This window comes from Xanthomonas hawaiiensis (genome assembly GCF_031834635.1).
GTDB lineage: Bacteria > Pseudomonadota > Gammaproteobacteria > Xanthomonadales > Xanthomonadaceae > Xanthomonas_A > Xanthomonas_A sacchari.
In genome coordinates this window covers 90,451-110,458 of record NZ_CP115873.1, presented here as the reverse complement: position 1 = coordinate 110,458, position 20,008 = coordinate 90,451, and the positions used below count along the sequence as shown (strand labels likewise).

Below are 20,008 nucleotides of genomic sequence, written 5' to 3'. Positions count from 1 at the left end.
GTGCCTAACCTCGACCCTCCGATGCCACGCCGCCGATGATCGCCTGGTTCAAGCCGCTGCCACCGCATCGCCGCCTGCTCGGCCTGGCCGCGCTGGGCCTGGTGCTGGGCGCGATCTTCGTCGCCGACACGGTCACCGACTATGCGGTGGCCGCGCCGCTGTTCTACACGGTCGCGATCCTCGGCGCGGTGCGGCTGCTGGCGCCGGCCGGGTTGGGCGTGCTGGCCGGGCTGTGCGTGGTGCTGATCGTGCTCAGCTTCCATCTCACCCATGCCGGCGCCTATCGGGTCGGCGTGATCAACTCGGCGATCAGCATCGTGGTGGTCGCGGTCACCGCCTCCATCGCGGTGCGCATGGAACGGGCCAAGGCCGCCGCGCACGCCGCGCAGGCGCAGTTGCTGCGGCTGGCGCGGGTGCGCAGCCTGGGCAGCCTGACCGCCTCGATCGCGCACGAGGTCAACCAGCCGCTGGCGGCCATCGTCACCAGCGGCAACGCCTGCCAGCGCTGGCTCGACCAGCAGCCGCCGAACCTGGACAAGGCGCGCGCGGCGCTGGCGCGCATCCTCGCCGACGCCGAACGCGCTGGCGAGGTGATCGCGCGGGTGCGCAGCCTGACCCGCGGCGAGGCGCCGCAGCAGCGCGCCTTCGATCTCAACGCTGCGGTCAACGAGGTGCTGGCGCTATCGCAGGGCGAACTGGAACGCAGCGCGGTCAGCGCGCACACGGAACTGTCGGCGCTACTGCCGCCGGTATCCGCCGACCCGGTGCAGATCCAGCAGGTGATCGGCAACCTGCTGCTCAACGCGATCGAGGCGATGGCCGCCACGCCGCCGGCGCAGCGCACGCTACGCATCGTCACCGAACGCGAGGACGCACGCTCGGTGCGGCTGAGCGTGGCCGACAGCGGCGAAGGCCTGTCCGCACAGGCGCAGGCGCACCTGTTCGATGCGTTCTGGACCACCAAGCAGGGCGGCATCGGCATCGGCCTGAGCATCAGCCGCAGCATCGTCGAGGCCGGCGGCGGGCGCATCTGGGCCGAACCCGGCCGGCCCTGCGGCGCGGTGTTCCATGTGTGCCTGCCCACCGCCAACGGAGTGCGGCCATGACCACCGACGCGACTGCCCGCCCGGTGGTGTACCTGATCGACGACGACGCCTCGATCCGCGCCGCGCTGGAAGACCTGTTCGCCTCGGTGGACCTGCAGGTGCATGCCTTCGCCTCCACCCGCGAATTCCTGGCGCACCCACGTGCCGACGCACCGAGCTGCCTGGTGCTGGACATCCGCATGCCCGGGCAGAGCGGCATGGACTTCCACCGCACCATGCACGAGGCCGGGCTAGCGCTGCCGACCATCTTCATCACCGGCCACGGCGATATCCCGATGAGCGTGGAGGCGATGAAGAACGGCGCGATCGAGTTCCTGACCAAGCCGTTCCGCGACCAGGACCTGCTCGATGCGATCGGCCAGGGCATCGCCCGCGACCGCGCGCGCCGCGCCGCCGAGGCCGCGCAGGCCGACCTGCAGGCGCGCTGGGCGCGGCTCAGCGCCGGCGAACGCGAGGTGGTGGAACTGGTGGTGCAGGGCCTGTTGAACAAGCAGGTGGCGGCGCGGTTGCAGCTCAGCGAGATCACGGTGAAGGTGCGTCGTGGCAATGCGATGCGCAAGCTGGAGGTCGGCTCGCTGGCGGAGCTGGTGCGGCTGGCGGAGCGGCTGGGGCTGTAAGGCAACGCTGACCGCTCGCCTTTGCCGCGGCTGAGTCGGATGCGTTGGCGTCCGGTCGGTACAGCTCTTGTCCCCTTTCGGAGTCCGCCGCGGCCAAGTGCTATCGCGAACGCCCGTCGGGGCAGATCCCAAAATGGGGACAGGAGCCACTCCTACGAGGCAGTGTTTGCTCCCGCAAGCTTTGCTTCTGCTCTTGCTGTTGCTGTTGACTTGTTCGGGTTCCCTTCCGAAGCGGCGGCCATCGCGGGGAAAAACCCCGAAGGGGCGGCGCACATGGATGTGCGCCGTCCGCGGCAGGGGCAGGATGCCCCTTCCGCGGATCCCCGGGATGGACGCGAACCCGGAGCGCGCAGCGCGGAGGGCGCGAGGCAGGGTGTGCTTTCTTTTGGTTACTTTTCTTTGCACAAGCAAAGAAAAGTGACTCGCCGCCAGGCGAAAGCCTTTGCTTTCCAGCTCGACTACGCCAAACGCAAGCTTTCGGCAGCCCTGCTCCCACCAGCGTAAGCGCCGCGCCGCAGGCGTAGCTTTGCTGCACCGCATTCGGCGACACTGCCGGGCTTGTCACTTCCGCACCCCGAGGCCCGCATGTCGTTCCTGTTCCGGCGCAAGTCGCTCGATCTGGTCACCGTCCACGAGGCCGGCCGCCGGCTGGTCCCCTCGCTGAGCTGGCCGCATCTGGTGGCGCTGGGCATCGGCGCGATCGTCGGCACGGGCATCTACACCCTGATCGGGACTGGCGCGCAGCTGGCCGGGCCGGCGGTGCTGGTGTCGTTCGCGGTGGCCGGGGCGATCTGCGCCTGCGCCGCGCTGGCCTATGCGGAGATGGCGACGATGATGCCGGCCGCCGGCAGCGCCTACACCTACAGCTACGTCGCGCTCGGCGAGGCGATCGCCTGGGTGGTGGGCTGGAGCCTGATCCTGGAGTACTCGCTGGTGGTCAGCACGGTGGCGGTGGGCTGGTCCGGGTATTTCGTCGGCTTCCTGCACTGGGCCAGTGCGCAGACCGGCATGGACCTGAACCTGCCGGCGGTGCTGACCGCCGGGCCGCATGCCGGCGGCATCGTCAACCTGCCCGCGGTGCTGATCACCTTCGCCGTGGCCGGCCTGCTGATGGCCGGCACCAAGGAGAGCGCCACGCTCAACGCGGTGCTGGTGGTGCTGAAGCTGATCGCGCTGGGCATCTTCGTGGCGGTGGCGCTGCCGGCGTTCCAGAGCGCCAACCTGCACCCGTTCATGCCCTACGGCTTCCCCAAGACGGTGAGCGCCGACGGTGCTGTGCATGGGGTGATGGCCGCGGCGGCGATCATCTTCTTCGCCTTCTACGGCTTCGATGCGATCTCCACCGCCGCCGAGGAAACCAAGAATCCCAAGCGCGACCTGGCCATCGGCATCGTCGGCTCGATGATCGGCTGCACCTTGATCTACATCCTGGTGGCGCTGGCCGCGGTCGGCGCGATGCGCTACGACGTGTTCGGCGCGAGCGCCGAGCCGCTGGCGCTGATCCTGCGCCAGTTGGGCCAGCCCGATGCGGCGGCGGTGATCGGCGCAGTCGCGGTGATCGCGCTGCCCACCGTGCTGCTGGCCTTCCTGTACGGGCAGAGCCGGATCTTCTTCGTGATGTCGCGCGACGGCCTGCTGCCGCGCGGGCTGTCCAAGGTCAACGCGCGTACCGGCACGCCGGTGGCGACCACCCTGTTCACCGCGGCGCTGGTGGCGGCGCTGGCCGGCGTAGCGCGGCTGGACGAGATCGCCGCACTGGCCAATGCCGGCACCCTGGCCGCCTTCATCGCCGTGGCCGCGTGCATGCTGGTCCTGCGCCGCCGCGAACCCGGCCGCACCCGCACCTTCCGCACGCCGCTGGCGTGGCTGGTCGGGCCGCTGGCGATCGGCGGCTGCCTGTACCTGTTCTGGAGCCTGCCGCATACCACGCAGATCTGGTTCGGGCTGTGGAACGCGCTGGGCGTGGTCGCCTACCTGCTGTACGGCCGCCGCAACAGCCTGCTGCAGCGCGCGCAGACCCCGCAATGAGTCCGGCATTCCGGGCGGCGTTGGCACGGCACATCGGCAGTGCCTATGCACGCCAGCTGGCGCTGGCCGACGTACTGGCCGAGCGTCGCTGGCAGGTGGACCTGGGCGAAGGCCGGGTGCACTTCGGCGAGGATCTGTCGTTTCCGCTGCAGTTGCTGGGCACCGCCGCCGAGGCCAGCGCCAGTTGGCTATGGGCCTGGGCCAACACCGCCAGCCACCTGCCGCCGGCGCTGCTGGCCGACGCGGCCGCGCTGCGCGCGTACGGCGAACACGAGGGCATCGAAGAACTGGTCGCCCCGTCCTGGGCAATGGGCGAGGATGCCGGCCACCATGTCGCCCTGCTCGCCGGCGCCCTGCGCGGGCGCTGCTACTACCGCGCGCCGTACGACGGCGGCGCGCTGTTCTTCCTGCTCGATGAGGTGCCGGCCGCGGTCTTCGCGCCTTGCGACGACGCCCGCGTGCTGCGCCTGCTCGGCGAATTGCCGATGCAGTTCGAACTCGACCACCGGGCCATGACCGACGGCTTCCTGGCCGACCAGGGCTTTGCGCTGCAGCGCGAATCCGCGCAGACCGTGGCGACCCGCGGCAACACCCGCATCGTCCTGGCGTTCGATGCGCAGGAGCGGCTGACCGGCGTGCAGGGGCAACTGGCCGCGGCGCAGGCCACCGCCGCGGCGGTCACGCCGAAGCCGGCGCCTGCCTGGCAATTCTGGAAGCGCAGGCGCTGAGCGCGGCGGCGCGGCGTACCCGCGCCGCACCGCTGCGCCCGGCCATTACCACCAACGCACGCCTTCGAACGGGTTCCAGCTGACGCTGCCCTTGCGCTGGTCCAGGTAGTAGGCGTAGTTGGCGGCCATACCGACCAGCAGCGAGTAGGCGATACCCAGGCCGCGGCCGAGCACGTCGGGCAGGAACGCCGCGACGATGCCCAGCACCAGCGAGATGCCGATCAGCCCCAGCGCCTTGCGCCACATGCCGAGGATGAAGAAGTAGATGAAGCCGAAGAACAGGGCGAAGAAGTTCATGTTGATCTTCAACCGCTCCATGAACGGTAGCGCCTTGAACGCGGCCTTGTACTCGGGCGTGGAGGGGGCGCCGTAGCGGTCGAAGAAGTCGAAGCGGAACTGCCACTTGGGGCTGAGTGGCGCGCGTTGCGGGAGATTAGGGGTTTCCATGGCGGGAGCATCCGTGTTGTAAACGTTTTCAGTTTACCTGAATGGGGTGGCGTGCGCCAAATGGGCGCGGGCTGGAGCACCAATTTGGTGCGGGAGCCGGGATTTGGGAGTGGGGATTCGGGATTGGCAAAGCGGGCCCGGCGCCGACGCCACGCCTGGCTTGGGCCGGACTTCCTTCCCCGCATTGCGACCGCCGCCGGCCATCACGTCGGGACTGAAGTCCCTCCCACATGGCTTGCCTGCGCGTGGCGCATCCGCTGGCGACATGCCCACTTGTGGGAGCGGCTTCAGCCGCGACGCGCGGGGCAGCGGCCTCGCCGGGGCCCGCGGTAACCACCGGCCATCGCGTCGGGACGGAAGTCCCTCCCACAAGGCTTGCCTGCGCGTGGCGCATCCGCTGGCGACATGCCCACCAGTGGGAGCGGCTTTCAGCCGCGACGCGCGGGGCAGCGGCCTCGCGGGGCCTACGGCAACCACGGGTCATCGCATCGGGACCGAAGTCCCTTCCACACAGGCTTGCCAACACCGCGGCTTGCAGCGCGCCGCCACGCCGTGGCGACCGCGAAGGCCGCTATTGCGCCCGGCAGACGCCCAGGCGCTGGCCCAGCGCGATCGCTGCGGCCACGTTGCGCGCCGCCTGGCGCAGGGCGTCGGCGGCGTCGGCCAGTGCGGCCTCGCGCGTGGACACCCGCTGCACCGCGCCGAACAGCGCGTCGATGCCCTGCGCCTGCAGCTCCGCCGCGCCCTCGCCCAGGCCGCCGGCGATGGCCAGCACCGCCACGCCGTGGCGCCGGGCGATGCGGGCGAGGCCGACCGGCACCTTGCCCTGCGCGCTCTGCCCGTCCAGGCGGCCCTCGCCGGTGACCAGCAGGTCGGCGCCAGCCAGATGCGCCTCCAGCTCCAGCACCTGCGCGACGATCTCCACGCCGGGCCGCAGCCGCGCGCCGAGGAACGCGACCAGGGCCGCGCCGATGCCGCCGCCCGCGCCAGCCCCGGGCAGCTGCGCCACGGCCACGCCCAAGGTGCGTTCGATCGCCTCGGCGTAGTGCTGCAACCCGGCGTCGAGCTGGGCGACCATCGCCGGCGTAGCGCCCTTCTGCGGCCCGAACACCGCCGAGGCCCCGCTCGGCCCGGTCAGCGGGTTGTCGACATCGCAGGCGACCTCGATGACACAGTCGCGCAGCCGCGGGTCCAGCCCGTCCACCTCGATGCGCGCCAGCGCGCCCAGCGCGGCGCCACCGGCGACCAGGTCCCGGCCATGCGCGTCCAGCAGGCGCACGCCCAGCGCCTGCACCATGCCGGCGCCGCCGTCGTTGCTGGCGCTGCCGCCGATGCCGATCAGCACGCGGCGCGCGCCGGCATCCAGCGCGGCCAGGATCAGGTCGCCGACCCCGCGGGTGCCGGTCAGGCGTGGATCGCGCTGTTGCGGCGGCACCAGCATCAGCCCGCTGGCCGCGGCCATCTCGATCAGGGCGGTGCCGCCGTCCTCGCTCAGGCCGAACTGCGCGGCGACAGGCGCGCCCAGTGGCCCGGTCACGGTGCAGGCGACCCGGCGCCCACCGCCAGCGGCGACCAGGGCGTCCACCGTGCCCTCGCCGCCGTCGGCGAACGGCAGCAGCACGTACTGCGCCTCCGGGAACACGCTGCGGAAGCCGGCCGCGATCTGCGCGGCCGCCTCCGCCGCGGACAGGCTTTCCTTGAACGCGTCCGGGGCGATGACGATCTTCATGCAGCGAGTGCGGCGACCGACCACACCCTCGCACCGGGCGAGGCGGGTCGCTTCATGCGCGCGTTCGAGAGAACCATCGGCCGATCTTAGTCGCGGCCGGCATGATGGCGCACTCCGCACGCTCAGGCTGGCGCCAGGTGCCGCATCACCTGCAGTTCGGCGATGGCCGCGGCATAGGGCGCGAAGCGGGCATCGCCGTTGGCGAAGGCCTCGGCAGCCGCCTGCGCGCTGGCCAGGTCGCGCCAATAGGCGATGTCGACGAACTGGTCGTCGCCGTCCAGCGGCGCATACGCACGGTAATCGAGCAGGCCGGGAAAATCGGCGAGCACCGCGCGCAGCTGCTGGCGCAGCGCCGGCATGCGCTCGCGCGCAGCGGGCTTGACGGTGAACACGGCCAGTTCGAGGACGCAGTGGGGGTTGGACATGCGGGCATTCCGGAGTGAAGGAGCCGGCAGTCTGCGGAGGCCCTGCTGACACCGGGGTGTCAGTGCCCGCGCTGCGCCCAGGGCGCGCGTTGGTGCTGGAGATACGCGTCCAGCGCCACGTGTGCCGGGACCGGCAACGGTGCCGCGCAGGACTGCACCGCCTCGATCCGATCCAGGCGGAAATCGCGATACGCGGCGCGCAGGCCGCACCAACTGCCCAGCGTCCAGTGCTGTCCCCAATGGAACAGCCCCAGCGGCAGCACCGCGCGCTCGCTGGTCTCGCCCTGCAGGCTGCGATAGCGCAGGCGCACGCTCCGGCGCTGCGCGGTGGCGGCGTGCAGCGCCTGCCAGCACGGCAAGGCCACCGGCACGGCTCGCAAGGCCCTCGCCACCCGCGGCGTGGGCGCCGGCGCGGGCATGGCGGCCTGCAGCTTGTGCAACAAGGCGCGCGCGGCCGGCTGCAGATGACCGCCGCCGCTGCAGGCGAGCATCTCCACCGCCAGGTGCAAGGCCTCGACCTCCTCGCGCGACAGCGCCAGCGGCGGCAGTTCGAAGGCCGGATCCAGGCGATAGCCGATGCCGGCCTCGCCGTAGAGCGGGATGCCGCCGAGCGAGAGATCGTCGAGGTAGCGGTAGATGCTGCGCACCGACAGGCCCAGCTCGGCGGCGAGCACGGCGGCCGTCACCGGCTGGCGCACCCGGATCAGGTTGACCAGCTGGAACAGCCGCTCGGCCTTGCGCATGCGTGGCGCGCTAGTCCAGCACGCGGCAGAACACCGCCTTGAGGTAGCGCGATTCCTGCACGTGGGCCATGAACGGGTGGTCGGCGCCGGCGCCGGCCACCTTCAGGATCTGGATGGTGCGGCCGGAGAAATAGGCGGCGCGGCGCAGCATGTCCAGGAACTCGTGCTCGGCGACCAGGCCAGTGCAGGAGAAGGTGGCGAACAGCCCGCCCGGGGCGACCACGCCCAGCGCCAGCTTGTTCATGTCCAGGTACTTCTTCAGCGCCGGGATCACCTGGTCGCGGTCGCGGGTCATCTTGGCCGGGTCCAGGATCACCACGTCGTACTGGTCACCGCGGGCGGCGGCATCGCGCAGGTACGGGAAGATGTCGGCCTGCACGAACTTGGGCCGCACGTCGTTGAGGCGGGCGTTGCCCTTGGCGATCTCGATCACGTCCTCGTCGATGTCCACGCCGACCACCTCGGTGGCGCCGCGGACCTTGGCGTACACCGCGAAGCCGCCGGTGTTGCAGCACAGGTCGAGCACGCGCTTGCCCTCCACCTGCTGGCTCAGCCACTGCCGGTTCTCGCGCTGGTCAGCGAAGAAGCCGGTCTTGTGCGCGCCGGCCGGGTCGGCGCGGAAGCGCACGCCGTATTCGCTGATGATCGCCGGCTCCGGGCGCTCGCCGCTGCTGGACACCGGCCGGTAGTCGAAGCTCTCCTGCTTCTGCACGTGCTCCTCGGCGAAGCTGTAGAAGCGCGCGCCGGGGAACTGCGCGCGCAGCGCGGCGTAGATCCACTCGCGGTGGCGGAACATGCCGGCGCTGAAGAACTCCACCACCAGCAGGTCGCCGTAGCGGTCCACCACCAGGCCGGACAGGCCGTCGCCCTCGGCATGCACCACGCGCCAGGCATCGCTGACCGCGTCGAGCTTGAGCACGTCACGGCGCAGCGACACCGCCTCGGCGATCTTGCGCGCGAACCACGATTCGTCGACCGCGATGTCGGGGTGGGTCTCGAGGATGCGCACGGCGATGCGCGAGTGGCCGTTGTAGAAGCCGCGGCCGACCCACGCGCCGTCCACCCCGACCACGTCCACCAGCGCGCCCGGCTTGGGCTTGGCGGCAGGTTTTTCGACCAGTTTCTGGAAGATCCAAGGATGGCTGGAGCGCCAGGCGTTCTTGAGGCGGACAACGGGCAGGGGACTATTCATGAATGCCATTGTAGCCGCCCCGATTGACGGCACCGCCGGCAACGGCAAGAATGCGCGCAGAAGGGGAGTAGCTCCCGACGTTGTCGCCGTCAATTCGAGCCCGCGGGCTCCGGTGCAACGGCAACCGGTTCGCCGGTTGCGAGCGAGACCTTCGCCGCAGTGGCGAAGGCACCCTCTGGACGACATCCGTCGTCTCCGTCCGGAACGCCTCCGCCACCGCGGCCCCGAGGTTCCCTGTTCACTGACGGAAAATTCCCAATGGAAACGATAGGCAACGTGTGGTTGTGGGGCGGTTTCGCGATCGTGGTGGTCGTGGCGCTGCTGGCGGACCTGGTGCTGATGCGCCACGGCGGTCCGCACAAGGTCACCTTCAAGGAAGCGCTGTGGTGGAGCATCGGCTGGATCGCGCTGGCGCTGGCGTTCAACGCGGGCCTGTGGTGGTACCTGCGCGAGACCATCGACGTGGCCACCGGCAACCGCCTGGGCCTTGAGTTCCTGACCGGCTACCTGGTCGAGAAGTCGCTGGCGGTCGACAACATCTTCGTGTTCCTGATGATCATGAGCTACTTCGCGGTGCCGGAGGAGCAGCGCCAGCGCGTGCTGGTGATCGGCGTGCTCGGCGCGATCGTGCTGCGCGCGGTGATGATCTTCGCCGGCTCGGTGCTGCTGACCAAGTTCCACTGGCTGCTGTACGTGTTCGGCGCGTTCCTGCTGCTGACCGGCATCAAGATGTGGTTCTCGGCGGGCAAGGAGCCCGACCTGGAGGCCAACCCGGTGCTGCGCTTCATGCGCAAGCACCTGCGCCTGACCCCGCAGTACCACGGCAACGCGCTGAGCGTGACCCAGGAAGGCAAGCGCTGGTTCACCCCGCTGTTCGCGGTGCTGATGCTGATCGCGATCACCGACGTGATCTTCGCGGTGGACAGCATCCCGGCGATCTTCGCGATCACCACCGACCCGTTCATCGTGCTGACCTCCAACGTGTTCGCGGTGCTGGGCCTGCGCGCGATGTTCTTCCTGCTGGCGGGCATGGCCGACCGCTTCCACCTGCTGCCCTACGGCCTGGCGATCGTGCTGGTCTTCATCGGCACCAAGATGCTGATCATCGACCTGTACAAGATCCCGGTGCTGGTGTCGCTGCTGGCGGTGGCGGTGGTGATCGGCGCCACCGTGGTGCTGAGCCTGCTGCGCCCGGCCAAGCCGGCGCACTGACCCGGCGCTGGCACCGCGGCCGCGGATTGTCCCGCGGCCGCGGCCAGTCCCTCCCATCGGCGGCGCCTTGCCTTGGACGCAGGGCGCCGCCATCCAGGGAACATGGACACCTCTTCGCTCCCTTCGCCCCCGCCCGAGCACGAGGCGCAGGGCCGCTTCGACCGCGCGCGGATCCTGCGCGCGTTCAATGTCAGCCTGGCCTTCGTGGCGGTGCTGGTGGCGGTGTTCGCCAGCCAGGGCTTGTTCGACTGGCGGCCCTGGGCGGTCGCGCCGCACACGGCCGCCGGCCTGCTCGGCGTACTCACCGCACCGCTGCTGCACGGCTCGCTTGAGCATCTGGGGGCCAACGCCGGCGCCCTGCTGATCCTGGGTACCCTGGCCGGCAGCGTGTACCCGCGCGCCACCCTGGCCGGTCTGCCCTTGCTGTGGCTGGGCTCGGGCCTGGGCGCCTGGTGGCTCGGCGATCCCGGCAGCCATCACCTGGGCGCCAGCGGCGTGGCCCACGGCCTGCTGTTCCTGGTGTTCGTGCTGGCGCTGTTGCGACGCGACCGCGCGGCGATCGCCGCCAGCATGATCGCCTTCCTGTTCTACGGCGGCATGCTGGTGACGGTGCTGCCGCACGAGGACGGGGTGTCCTGGCAGTCGCACCTGGGCGGCGCCGTGGGCGGGGTGGTCGCGGCGCTGCTGCTGCGCCACCGCGATCCTTTGCCGCCGCGCAAGCGCTACAGCTGGGAGGACGAGGAAGACACCGACGACCTCCTCGTCGCCGACGACGAACTGGAACCGCCGCCGCCGGCCCAGGTGCCGGTGCTGTGGCAGCCGCCGTCGGTGCCGCGCGGGGTGGTGCTGCGCTTTCCGCCGCGCGAGGAGCGTGACGGGGGCTGAGGCGGGAAGGGTGCTTCCAGAATGCGCCAATCTGCATCCGTAGGAGCGGCTTCAGCCGCGACAGGCGTTACCGGGAAGGCCGGTCGCGGCTGAAGCCGCTCCTACGCGCAATCGCACGCCGCGGCATGCCGCCTCGGGCGACCTGTCCCTGCGCCACGCCGTACACTGACCGGTCCGCCGTCGCTGTCCGAGTTCGCATGTCCGTGTCGCCCGCCTGTCGTTTTCGCTCCGCCGCCGCCGTGCTGGCGCTCGCCCTGGCCGCCTGCAGCGGCCCCGCGCTGCGTGCGCCGGCGCCGGCCTCCACCAAGGCGGTGGGTTATCTGCCGGCCGCGGCGGTGCCGGACAGCCTGCAGCTGCTGCCGGCGCCACCGGCGGCCGGGTCGCCCGGCGAGGCGCTGGACCTGGGGGTCAGTCGCGAGGCACTGGCCCTGCGCGGCAGCGCGCGCTGGCAGCAGGCCGCGCGCGATGCCGATCTGAGCTTTCCCAATGGCGCCAGCCAGTTCGCCTGCGCGCTGGGCGTGGCGATCGACGCACAGCACACCCCGCACCTGTACACCCTGCTGGAGCGCAGCCGCATCGATGCCAGCGCCGCCACCAAGGCCGCCAAGCGCCAGTACCAGCGCGCGCGGCCGTTCCTGCGCAACCAGCAGGCGGTCTGCACGCCGGACGACCTGGACGACCTGCGCCAGAGCGGTTCCTATCCGTCCGGACACAGCGCCATCGGCTGGGCCTGGGCGCTGACCCTGAGCGAGATCGCGCCGGAACGCGCAACCGCGCTGATCGCACGCGGCCGCAACTACGGCGAGAGCCGGCTGGTGTGCAACGTGCACTGGCAGAGCGACGTGCTCGCCGGCCGCTTCATTGGCGCGGCCACGGTGGCGCGGTTGCACGACGACCCGGCCTTCCGCGCCGACCTGGCCGCGGCCCGCGGCGAGATCATCGCCGCGCGCGCCGCCGGGCGGGTGCCGGCCAGCGACTGCGCCGCGGAAGCCGGGGTCCTGCAGGTGCGCCCGGCCAGCGCGCTGTAGGCACGGCGTGCGGACCGCCTGCACAGCCCCCTGTCTTTGGGCAGATGCGAACGGTCCGGGACGGCAGGCTAGACTCGCGCGACTTCCCGCCAAGGACCTGCACCGATGACCCAGTGGTATTTCCTGACCGGCAGCGAACAGACCCGCTCCGGCCCGTTCGACGATGCCGACGCGGTCGTCTTCGCCCGCAACAATCCCACGGCGCTGGCCTGGAGCCAGGGCCAGAACGGCTGGCTGCCGGTGGCGCAGATTCCCGCCCTGCAGGGCGGCGCGTCCTTCCTGCCGCCGGGCCCGCCGCCGCTGCCCACCACCGCCAGCCGCGCCGACCAGATCGACTACCGCATCGTCGGCCACGAGATGCAGTTCGTGGAGATCGAGCTGGACCCGGGCGAGAGCGCGGTGGCCGAAGCCGGCGCGCTGATGTTCAAGGACGCGGCGGTGCGGATGGACACCGTGTTCGGCGACGGCTCCGGCGCCGACCAGGGTGGGCTGATGGGCAAGCTGCTGTCGGCCGGCAAGCGCCTAGTCACCGGCGAGAGCCTGTTCACCACCGTGTTCACCCACCAGGGCCATGGCAAGGCCAAGGTCGCCTTCGCCGCGCCCTACCTCGGCACGGTGCTGGCGATGAAGCTGGACCAGCACGGCGGCCGCCTGATCTGCCAGAAGGACAGCTTCCTGGCCGGCGCGCGCGGGGTGTCGCTGGGCATCCACTTCCAGCGCAAGATCATGACCGGCCTGTTCGGCGGCGAAGGCTTCATCATGCAGAAGCTTGAGGGCGACGGCTGGGTGTTCGTGCACGCCGGCGGCTGCGTGGTCGAGCGCGAACTGGCCGCCGGCGAACGCCTGGACGTGGACACCGGCTGCGTGGTCGCGTTCCACGCCTCGGTGGACATGGACGTGCGCCCGGTCAGCGGCATCAAGAGCATGTTCTTCGGCGGCGAAGGCATGTTCCTGGCCACCCTTACCGGCCCCGGCAAGGTCTGGCTGCAGTCGCTGCCATTCTCGCGCCTGGCCGGACGCATGCTCGCCGCCGCACCGCAGGGCGGCGGGCAGAACCGCGGCGAAGGCTCGGTGCTGGGCGGCTTCGGCCGCATCCTGGACGGCGACAACAACTTCTGAGCCGCCGAGCTTCAGCCCCTCTCCCCCCCGGAGAGGGGTTGGGTGAGGGTACGGGCGCGAAGCGCCTCGCAGCATCAGGAGCACAGGCACCCTCACCTCCGCTGAAGCGCGAGAAACACCGGTGGCATGACCTCCAGTCGTGGGCGGTGCAGGAGGATGCCGCTATGCTCGCGCCGGCTCCTTCCTCCTTTCCGCGACGCTTCCATGACCGTGTTCCGTTCCCCGCGCCTGCTGCTGTCCCTGTCCCTGTTCGGCCTGCTTGCCGCCTGCGGCGGCGAGCCCAAGCCGGCGCCGCCGGCCCCGGTGGTGACCGGGCCTGCATCGGCGCCCGCGCCGGCGGCCAGGCCGCTGCGCATCGGCATCGCCCTGGGCGGCGGTGCGGCCAAGGGCTTCGCTCACATCGGCGTGATCAAGATGCTGCAGGCCAACGGCCTGGAGCCGACGGTGGTGTCCGGCACCAGCGCCGGCAGCGTGGTCGGTGCGCTGTACGCCAGCGGCATGGACGCGTTCCAGATGCAGCAGGCGGCGGTGGCGCTGGACGAAAGCAGCATCCGCGACATGCGCCTGTTCTCCGGTGGCCTGGTGCAGGGCCAGGCGCTGCAGGACTACGTCAACGCCCAGCTCAAGGGCAAGCCGATCGAGAAGCTGGCCAAGCCGTTCGCCGCGGTCGCCACCCGGCTGGAAGACGGCGAGCGCACCGTGTTCGTGCGCGGCAACGCCGGCCAGGCGGTGCGCGCGTCCAGCAGCATTCCTGGCGTGTTCGAACCCGTCGCCATCGGCAAGTTCCATTACGTGGACGGCGGCGTGGTCAGCCCGGTGCCGGTGGACGCCGCACGCCAGCTCGGCGCCGACTTCGTCGTCGCCGTGGACATCTCCAGCAAGGCCAGCGGCAAGAACCCGGGCAGCATGCTCGGCACCGTCAACCAATCGATCGCGATCATGGGCCAGCGCCTCGGCCAGCAGGAACTGGGCCGCGCCGACATCGTGATCCGGCCCAAGGTCAACGACATCGGCGCCGCCGACTTCGCCCAGCGCAACGCCGCGATCCTGGAAGGCGAGAAGGCGGCGCTGGCGGCGATGCCGCAGATCAAGGCCAGGCTGGCGCAACTGCAGCAGCAGCGCAGCGACGCCGCGGCGGCGGCGGCAAAGGCCGCGCAACCGGCGCCGCCACCGTGCGAACCGCCCTCGCGCCTGGGCCGCCTGCTGCGCCGCGAGGATCCCTGCAAGCCGAAGGACTGACGCTTCGCTCCCCTCTCCCCGCGGGAGAGGGGCCGGGGGGTGAGGGTACGGGCGCCAGGGGCCTCTAAACGAACGCCCCTCGCCGGCTCATCCAACCTGGGGCTCGTGCCGAGGCCGCAGGTACCTCAGCCATACGCGCTGCGGACCTGATCGCAGCGCCACAGGCTTCGCTTCGCTCAGATCCGCGACACCGTCGCACTCTGCCGCTGCGCGTCCTGCTGGTGGACATCCTGCTGCAGGGCGACCTGCTGCGCCTGGACCAACGCCTGCTGCCGATCGAACGCGGCAAGCCGCTCGAAGGACTGCGCGACCGGCGTACGGATCGCCTCTTCCGTGGACATGTGGGCGCGTACGTGTGCCGGATCCTTCGGATCGCCCTGCACGACGAACACCAACTCGCCCGGCTGCGTCGTGCGCCCGTGCTCGCTCAACAGCACGTGATCCACCCGCTGCAGACCGTTGCGTGCGGCCAGGTCGGTGACGCTGGCCGCCATGCAGGCGCTGTCCGCATCGGGGCTGCGACCCAACTGCCGATCCAGTTCTTGCGTGCCGGCTGCGCACTGCTGATAGAGCGCATGGCGCGGATGGCCAGGCTGCGTGGGATTGGCCGCGCTGGCAGCTTGGGCGGTCGACGGACCGGCCTGCACCGGATCGGCGTCGGCCAGCGTCTGCGGGCTGCGCAGGATCGGCTGGTGGCGATACGGATCCTCGGGGTGGAACTGCTCGCGTAACTGCTGGCGCTCCAGGCGCAGCGCGCGGGTCTCGTCGAGTTCCCGGATCTGCTGCGGGTCGCGCACCGGATGGGCGATGGTCTGCTCGCCGCCATCGATCCAGTTGGTCCATGCGCCGGTCCGCGCATCGCGCTCGTAGTAGGAGCTCCGCGCACCGATCCGCTCCGGATCGGTGATCGGCCGCGCTTCGTGCGCGAGCGCCCGCGCAGCGGTCATGCGCCCGATGTAGGACATCGCATCCAGCTGCGCGTCGTCGTACTTGCGCACGTCGTTCATGGTGAAGCCGGCGCGGCTCAGGCCAAGCGCGGAGTTGTCGAGCATCATCGACCAGACCTTCTCCGCCTCCGGCTCACCGCCATGGCGGCGCGCGGCGTCGAGCAGTTCGCGCGGCGTCCAGCCATTGGGATTGATGTGATGCTTCTGGAAGGTAGCGTCGTGGACGGCTTCGACGTCCTTGACTGGAAGATTCAGTGCCTGCGCGGGCTGGTCATTGTCGAAGTAGCCTCGCCGGCTCTCGAAGTCGCTCTTCATCAAATCAATGCCGAATTCGTTCCACTGCCGCTCGCTCATCGCGACACTGTCGCTGCGTGCCTGGCTTTCGGCGAACGCGTTTGCGGTGGCGCCTGGCGCATTATCGTTGCGGACTACGCCGAGCGCGAGCAACCCATAGCCATCGTTACCTTGTTTGTTTGCGAGGTAGTTCCAATAAAGTTCTCGATTTCCCTGCTCGGCGTAGTAACCAAGAACTTCGATATCGCGCTTGTCCAGACCACTCATTTCCAGAGCTCCTTTGTCGTCCGCCTACAGAACTACCTGTCCTGCGCCCCATCCTTTCTCACCATGAACTTCTCTAGGTAGCTGCGGGCCGCACCCTCGATTCGCTTCCAGTCCGGCAATGCAGCACGCACGTAGCGCACCTCCACGAGTGTCCTGATCTCGGGAAGCGCGAAGATATGATGGCACTCTGGAAGTTCGGCGTCCTTGCTACGCACCAGCTTTCCGTCCCGATACTCCACCCCGGTTTCGGCGACCACGTGCGAAGTGCATTTGATGAAGGTACGGATTTCGCCATTCGGATCCCGTTCGACGTACCAATCGTCGTGTTCCTCCGCATTGAACACGGGCGCGGATGCCCGGTATCCCTTTGCCTTGTAGTAGGCGAACACTTTCGGAAGATCCGCATAGTAGGGCGTCAGCCCATACATCGTGCCTTGCCTGAGACGGCTCTCCAGATGCTCTGCCGGATTATCCTTGCCCGCGGAATAGCCGGTATAGCGCCTGCGTAGCGCCTCATGGACATCCACACTATCCAGATAGTGGTATCCGATATCGACCGTCCGCGTGGACACATCCAGGCGCAGATGCGTGCGTTCGCCCGGTGCGAACGGCTGCAGCGACGGGTACTCCAGGTACAGGCCGAAACTGTCGTCGAAGTTCGGCCCCATCTGGTCGCCGAAGTAGTTGGCCGGAATGCGTAGCTTGTACGGACCCAGGCATGCCTCCATCAGTGGCGGCGGCGTCTTGAACGGATCCTGTGGGCCGAGCTGGCGCTTTCGCACGCAGCCCTGGGCATTGGTGGAGGTGGACGCCGGCGTGTCGGCAGAGCCGGACTGGGCGGACCCTGCCAGGGGCAGGATGCCGGCAAGCAACAAGCACTGGGCCAGGCGCGTAGCGGGTCGCATCTGCATCCTCCGATGATGGCGGCGGCAGTATAGACGCGCGGTGCCGGCCATCGGCACGCATCGCCACAGCGGCCACCCGCCGCAGCCATGTCAGGCTGCGCGACGGGCGTCCTTGCCCGCCATGCGCCTTCGCTCAGTACCGCCAGCGCAACGTGAAGCTGACGAAGCGCGGCTCGCCGTAGTTCTGGTAGTCCAGGTTGGCCCAGTACTTCTTGTTCAGCGCGTTGGTCACTGCCATGGTCGCGGTCCATTGCGTGCTGAGCTGGTAGTTGGCGTTGAAATGCACCAGTGCGTACGGATCCTGCACCACGGTGACCGGGCGCGTGGCGGCGCTGCCGTCGCCGACCGGGCGCTGGATGTTGTAGCCGCGCACCGCGCTCTGCCAGCTCACGCCGCCGCCCAGGCTCAGGCGCTGCCAGGCGCCGGGCAGGCGCACCTGGGTGGACAGCTGCAGGTAGTCCTCCGGCAGGTTGGCGTAGATCGCGTCGGTCGGTGCGCGGGTGACCTTGGCGCGGGTGTAGCCGGCATTGAGCGTCCAGCCCGGGCGCAGTTCGCCGTTGTATTCCACTTCCCAGCCGCGGCTCTTGGTGCCGTCGACGCCGATGTAGGCCGAGCTGCCGTCGGGCAGCGAGGCCTCGGGCTGGGTCATGTCGCGCACCGCGTAGTTGTCCTGCTTGGCCTCGAACACCGCGGCGCTGAGCAGCGCGCGGCCATCGGCCAGCTGCGCCTTGATGCCCGCTTCCAGGTTGGAGCCCTGCACCGGCGCGAGCAGGTTGTTGTCCTTGTCCTTGTAGTTCTGCGGATTGAAGATCTCGGTGTAGCTGGCGTAGGTGGAGATGGCCGGGGTGAGGTCGTAGACCAGGCCGACGTAGGGCGTGACCTCGTCGCTGACCCGGTAGCGTCCGCTGGTGCCGGTGTAGCTGCCGTCGGCGGCGAAGGCCTGGGTGCCGGTCTGCCACGAGCTCAGGCGCGCGCCGGCGATCAGCGACAGCGGCTCGGCCAGGCGCAGCCGGGTTGAGGCGTACACGCCGCGCTGGGTGGTGCGCGCTTCGCGCCGTGCGCCGGTGCGGGTGGCGGTGATCTGGCCCACGTCGCCGTGCCAGTCGTAGACGTTGGGGATGTAGTAGCAGCGCTCGCGGCCGCAGGTGGTCCAGTCGCCCGGATAGCGCAGCGCCATGGTCGGCGTGTTCGACTGCAGGTCCTGCCAGCTGCCGCCGATCACCAGGTCATGGTCGCGGCCGAACAACGGGAAGCTGCCGGACAGGTACACGTCCAGGCCGTCGCGGGTGTCGGTGGCCTGCCCGGCGGCGGCACGCAGGTAGATGCCGCTGCCGTCGCGCTTGGGATAGCCGCTGCCGTAGACGCGCAGATTCTCGACCTCGCCCTCGGTGCGCGCCAGGTTGACCTTCAGCAACCAGTTGTCGCCGAAGCGCTGTTCCAGGTTGGCGAAGGCGGTGCGGGTGTTGCGCTGCCAGCGCGCCCACTTCGGCGCCAGGTTGGTGGAGGTCGGCAGGTCGGCGAAGCTGCCGTCGGCGAAGAAGTACGGCACCGTGCCCCAGGTCGAGCCGACCGGATCGTTGTCCTGGCGCTGGTAGCCGACGGTGACCGTGGTGCTGTCGGTCAGGTCGCCTTCCAGCACCGCCATGCCCGACATCTTCTGCTCGGTGTAGTGGTCGTAGTAGTAGCCGCGGTCCTGCCAGGCGGCGACGAAGCGGCTGCGGAAGCGGCCGTCGGCGCTCAACGGCGCGGTGACGTCGGCCTGGGTGCGGCGGAAATCCCAGGTGCCGAGCGAGGCCGCGAACGACGCATCGAAGGTCTTGCCGGGGCGCTTGCGCAGCAGGTTGACCGTGGCCGAGGGAATGCCGGCGCCGCTGAGCAGGCCGTTGGCGCCGCGGATCACCTCGACGCGGTCGTAGAAGACCATGTCGTATTCCTGGTTGGTGGAACCGCTGTAGGTGGGCAGGCCGTCGACCTGGAAGTCGGTGATCTGGAAGCCGCGCGCGAAGTACAGCGGGCGCTGGGTGTCGTAGAAGGACACGTTGACGCCGGTGACGTTGCGCATGACGTCGTTGATGCTGAACAGCGATTCCTCTTCCAGCCGCTGCTGGCCCAGCACGCTCACCGATTGCGGCGTCTCCTGCAGCGTCAGCGGCAGGCGGGTGGTGGTGGACGGCTGCGCACGCGACGGGCTGCCGCTGACCTCCACCTTGTCCAGCGTGGTCGGCTGCACGTCGGCCGCGTCGACGGCCGCGGCTTCGGCGGCAAGCAGCGGTGCCGAGGCGGCGGAGAGCACGGACAGCACGGCGAGGGACAGCAGGCGGCGTGGAGCGGAGGAAAGCATGGATCGATCTCGCGAAGGTTGGGCGCGGGACAACACGGTCGCGCCGCGGGTGGCAGGAAAAGGACAGGCGCAGCCGCACTCCACGGCGGAGACCGGCGTGGCTGGCCCGGCAGGGCTGGCGGAGAGGCTGTGGCCGTGGATGGCCGTCGCAGAACGCAAATGTAAATCGTTAGCAACAACTTAACAAGGGCGGCCATGCGCCGACACGTGGCGACACATCCGCCGCGCTCCCGCTAGCCGCGCGGCAACGGCAGGCCGGCGAAGTCCTTGACCGTGCGCAGCACGAAGCTGGAATTGACGTCGGCGACGCCGGCGGCATTGAGCAACTTGTCCAGCAGGAACGCGGAGAAGTGCGCCAGATCGCGGACGTAGACGTGCAGCAGGTAGTCCATGTCGCCGGTCAGCGCATGGCAGGCGACGACCTCGTCCCAGCCCTGCACGCTGTCGGCGAAATGGGCGATGCCGCTCTGCCCGTGCTTTTCCAACTGCACGCGGACGAAGGCCTGCAGGCCCAGGCCGATCGCCGCCGGCACCAACCGCGCGGCGTAACCGGCGACCACGCCCTCGGCCTCCAGCCGCTGGACCCGGCGCAGGCAGGCCGAGGGCGACAGGTTCACCTGCGCGGCCAGTTCGGCATTGCTGGCGCGGCCTTCCCGCTGCAGCAGGGCAAGCAGGCGCAGGTCGGTGCGGTCGAAGGTCGGCGATCCGGTCATTTATTGCTCTGCAACATGGCGTTTACGCAACAATCTTGCGCGC

Annotated in this window: 18 protein-coding genes; 9 read left to right on the top strand and 9 right to left on the bottom strand. The window is 69.9% G+C overall.

The window, feature by feature from the left end; all coding sequences use genetic code 11:
* Positions 1-35 precede the first annotated feature (35 nt).
* The 4 genes from PG878_RS00535 to PG878_RS00520 all read left to right on the top strand — a co-directional run bounded on the left by PG878_RS00535 (position 36) and on the right by PG878_RS00520 (position 4,479).
* On the top strand, positions 36-1,106 hold the full coding sequence (locus PG878_RS00535; RefSeq protein ID WP_209029924.1) for a sensor histidine kinase: 1,071 nt from the start codon (positions 36-38) through the stop codon (positions 1,104-1,106).
* Positions 1,103-1,723 carry a response regulator transcription factor gene (locus PG878_RS00530; RefSeq protein WP_209029925.1) on the top strand — a complete coding sequence of 207 codons (621 nt, stop codon included), beginning with the start codon at positions 1,103-1,105 and terminating at the stop codon, positions 1,721-1,723. Before PG878_RS00535 ends, PG878_RS00530 begins: the two co-directional genes overlap by 4 nt.
* A 585-nt stretch (positions 1,724-2,308) precedes the next feature.
* A complete protein-coding gene (locus PG878_RS00525) occupies positions 2,309-3,751 on the top strand; it encodes an amino acid permease (protein WP_209029926.1) in 1,443 nt (480 codons plus the stop codon).
* A complete protein-coding gene (locus tag PG878_RS00520; RefSeq protein WP_209029927.1) occupies positions 3,748-4,479 on the top strand; it encodes a DUF6882 domain-containing protein in 732 nt (243 codons plus the stop codon). Before PG878_RS00525 ends, PG878_RS00520 begins: the two co-directional genes overlap by 4 nt.
* Positions 4,480-4,524: 45 nt before the next feature.
* On the opposite strand, the gene PG878_RS00515 is transcribed toward PG878_RS00520, so the two are convergent.
* The 5 genes from PG878_RS00515 to PG878_RS00495 form a co-directional block, all read right to left on the bottom strand.
* On the bottom strand, positions 4,525-4,926 hold the full coding sequence (locus PG878_RS00515; RefSeq protein ID WP_209029928.1) for a DUF2628 domain-containing protein: 402 nt from the start codon (positions 4,924-4,926) through the stop codon (positions 4,525-4,527).
* Between the two features lie 571 nt (positions 4,927-5,497).
* The gene (locus PG878_RS00510; protein ID WP_209029929.1) at positions 5,498-6,655 is read right to left on the bottom strand and encodes a glycerate kinase; all 1,158 of its coding nucleotides are present in this window, start codon (positions 6,653-6,655) and stop codon (positions 5,498-5,500) included.
* Positions 6,656-6,777: 122 nt separating this feature from the next.
* Entirely contained in the window at positions 6,778-7,080 is a 303-nt protein-coding gene (locus PG878_RS00505) for an antibiotic biosynthesis monooxygenase family protein (RefSeq protein ID WP_209029930.1), read from the bottom strand.
* Positions 7,081-7,139: 59 nt separating this feature from the next.
* Positions 7,140-7,823 carry a helix-turn-helix transcriptional regulator gene (locus tag PG878_RS00500; protein WP_209029931.1) on the bottom strand — a complete coding sequence of 228 codons (684 nt, stop codon included), beginning with the start codon at positions 7,821-7,823 and terminating at the stop codon, positions 7,140-7,142.
* Between the two features lie 10 nt (positions 7,824-7,833).
* Positions 7,834-9,015 carry a class I SAM-dependent rRNA methyltransferase gene (locus PG878_RS00495; RefSeq protein ID WP_048491948.1) on the bottom strand — a complete coding sequence of 394 codons (1,182 nt, stop codon included), beginning with the start codon at positions 9,013-9,015 and terminating at the stop codon, positions 7,834-7,836.
* Between the two features lie 258 nt (positions 9,016-9,273).
* Here PG878_RS00495 and PG878_RS00490 point away from each other — a divergent pair, with 258 nt between their 5' ends.
* The 5 genes from PG878_RS00490 (at position 9,274) to PG878_RS00470 (ending at position 14,498) form a co-directional block, all read left to right on the top strand.
* Complete coding sequence (locus tag PG878_RS00490) at positions 9,274-10,227, top strand: TerC family protein (RefSeq protein ID WP_010343036.1); 954 nt, start codon at positions 9,274-9,276, stop codon at positions 10,225-10,227.
* A 102-nt stretch (positions 10,228-10,329) separates the two neighbouring features.
* Positions 10,330-11,112, top strand: a complete 783-nt coding sequence (locus PG878_RS00485) for a rhomboid family intramembrane serine protease (RefSeq protein ID WP_209029932.1) — start codon at positions 10,330-10,332, stop codon at positions 11,110-11,112.
* 197 nt (positions 11,113-11,309) lie between these two features.
* Positions 11,310-12,140: an acid phosphatase gene (locus tag PG878_RS00480; protein ID WP_209029933.1), complete on the top strand. Its 831-nt coding sequence runs from the start codon at positions 11,310-11,312 to the stop codon at positions 12,138-12,140.
* Between the two features lie 105 nt (positions 12,141-12,245).
* Positions 12,246-13,259, top strand: coding sequence for a TIGR00266 family protein (locus PG878_RS00475; RefSeq protein ID WP_209029934.1), 1,014 nt, complete (start codon positions 12,246-12,248; stop codon positions 13,257-13,259).
* Between the two features lie 204 nt (positions 13,260-13,463).
* Positions 13,464-14,498: a patatin-like phospholipase family protein gene (locus tag PG878_RS00470; RefSeq protein ID WP_209029935.1), complete on the top strand. Its 1,035-nt coding sequence runs from the start codon at positions 13,464-13,466 to the stop codon at positions 14,496-14,498.
* 176 nt (positions 14,499-14,674) lie between these two features.
* Here the strand turns inward: PG878_RS00470 and PG878_RS00465 are convergent, their stop codons facing one another.
* The 4 genes from PG878_RS00465 to PG878_RS00450 form a co-directional block, all read right to left on the bottom strand.
* The gene (locus PG878_RS00465; protein WP_244672479.1) at positions 14,675-16,006 is read right to left on the bottom strand and encodes an XVIPCD domain-containing protein; all 1,332 of its coding nucleotides are present in this window, start codon (positions 16,004-16,006) and stop codon (positions 14,675-14,677) included.
* A gap of 32 nt (positions 16,007-16,038) precedes the next feature.
* Positions 16,039-16,911 carry a hypothetical protein gene (locus PG878_RS00460; protein WP_209030271.1) on the bottom strand — a complete coding sequence of 291 codons (873 nt, stop codon included), beginning with the start codon at positions 16,909-16,911 and terminating at the stop codon, positions 16,039-16,041.
* Positions 16,912-17,044: 133 nt separating this feature from the next.
* A complete protein-coding gene (locus tag PG878_RS00455; protein ID WP_209029936.1) occupies positions 17,045-19,252 on the bottom strand; it encodes a TonB-dependent siderophore receptor in 2,208 nt (735 codons plus the stop codon).
* Positions 19,253-19,485: 233 nt separating this feature from the next.
* Positions 19,486-19,965, bottom strand: coding sequence for an Lrp/AsnC family transcriptional regulator (locus PG878_RS00450; RefSeq protein ID WP_010343045.1), 480 nt, complete (start codon positions 19,963-19,965; stop codon positions 19,486-19,488).
* Positions 19,966-20,008: the final 43 nt, after the last annotated feature.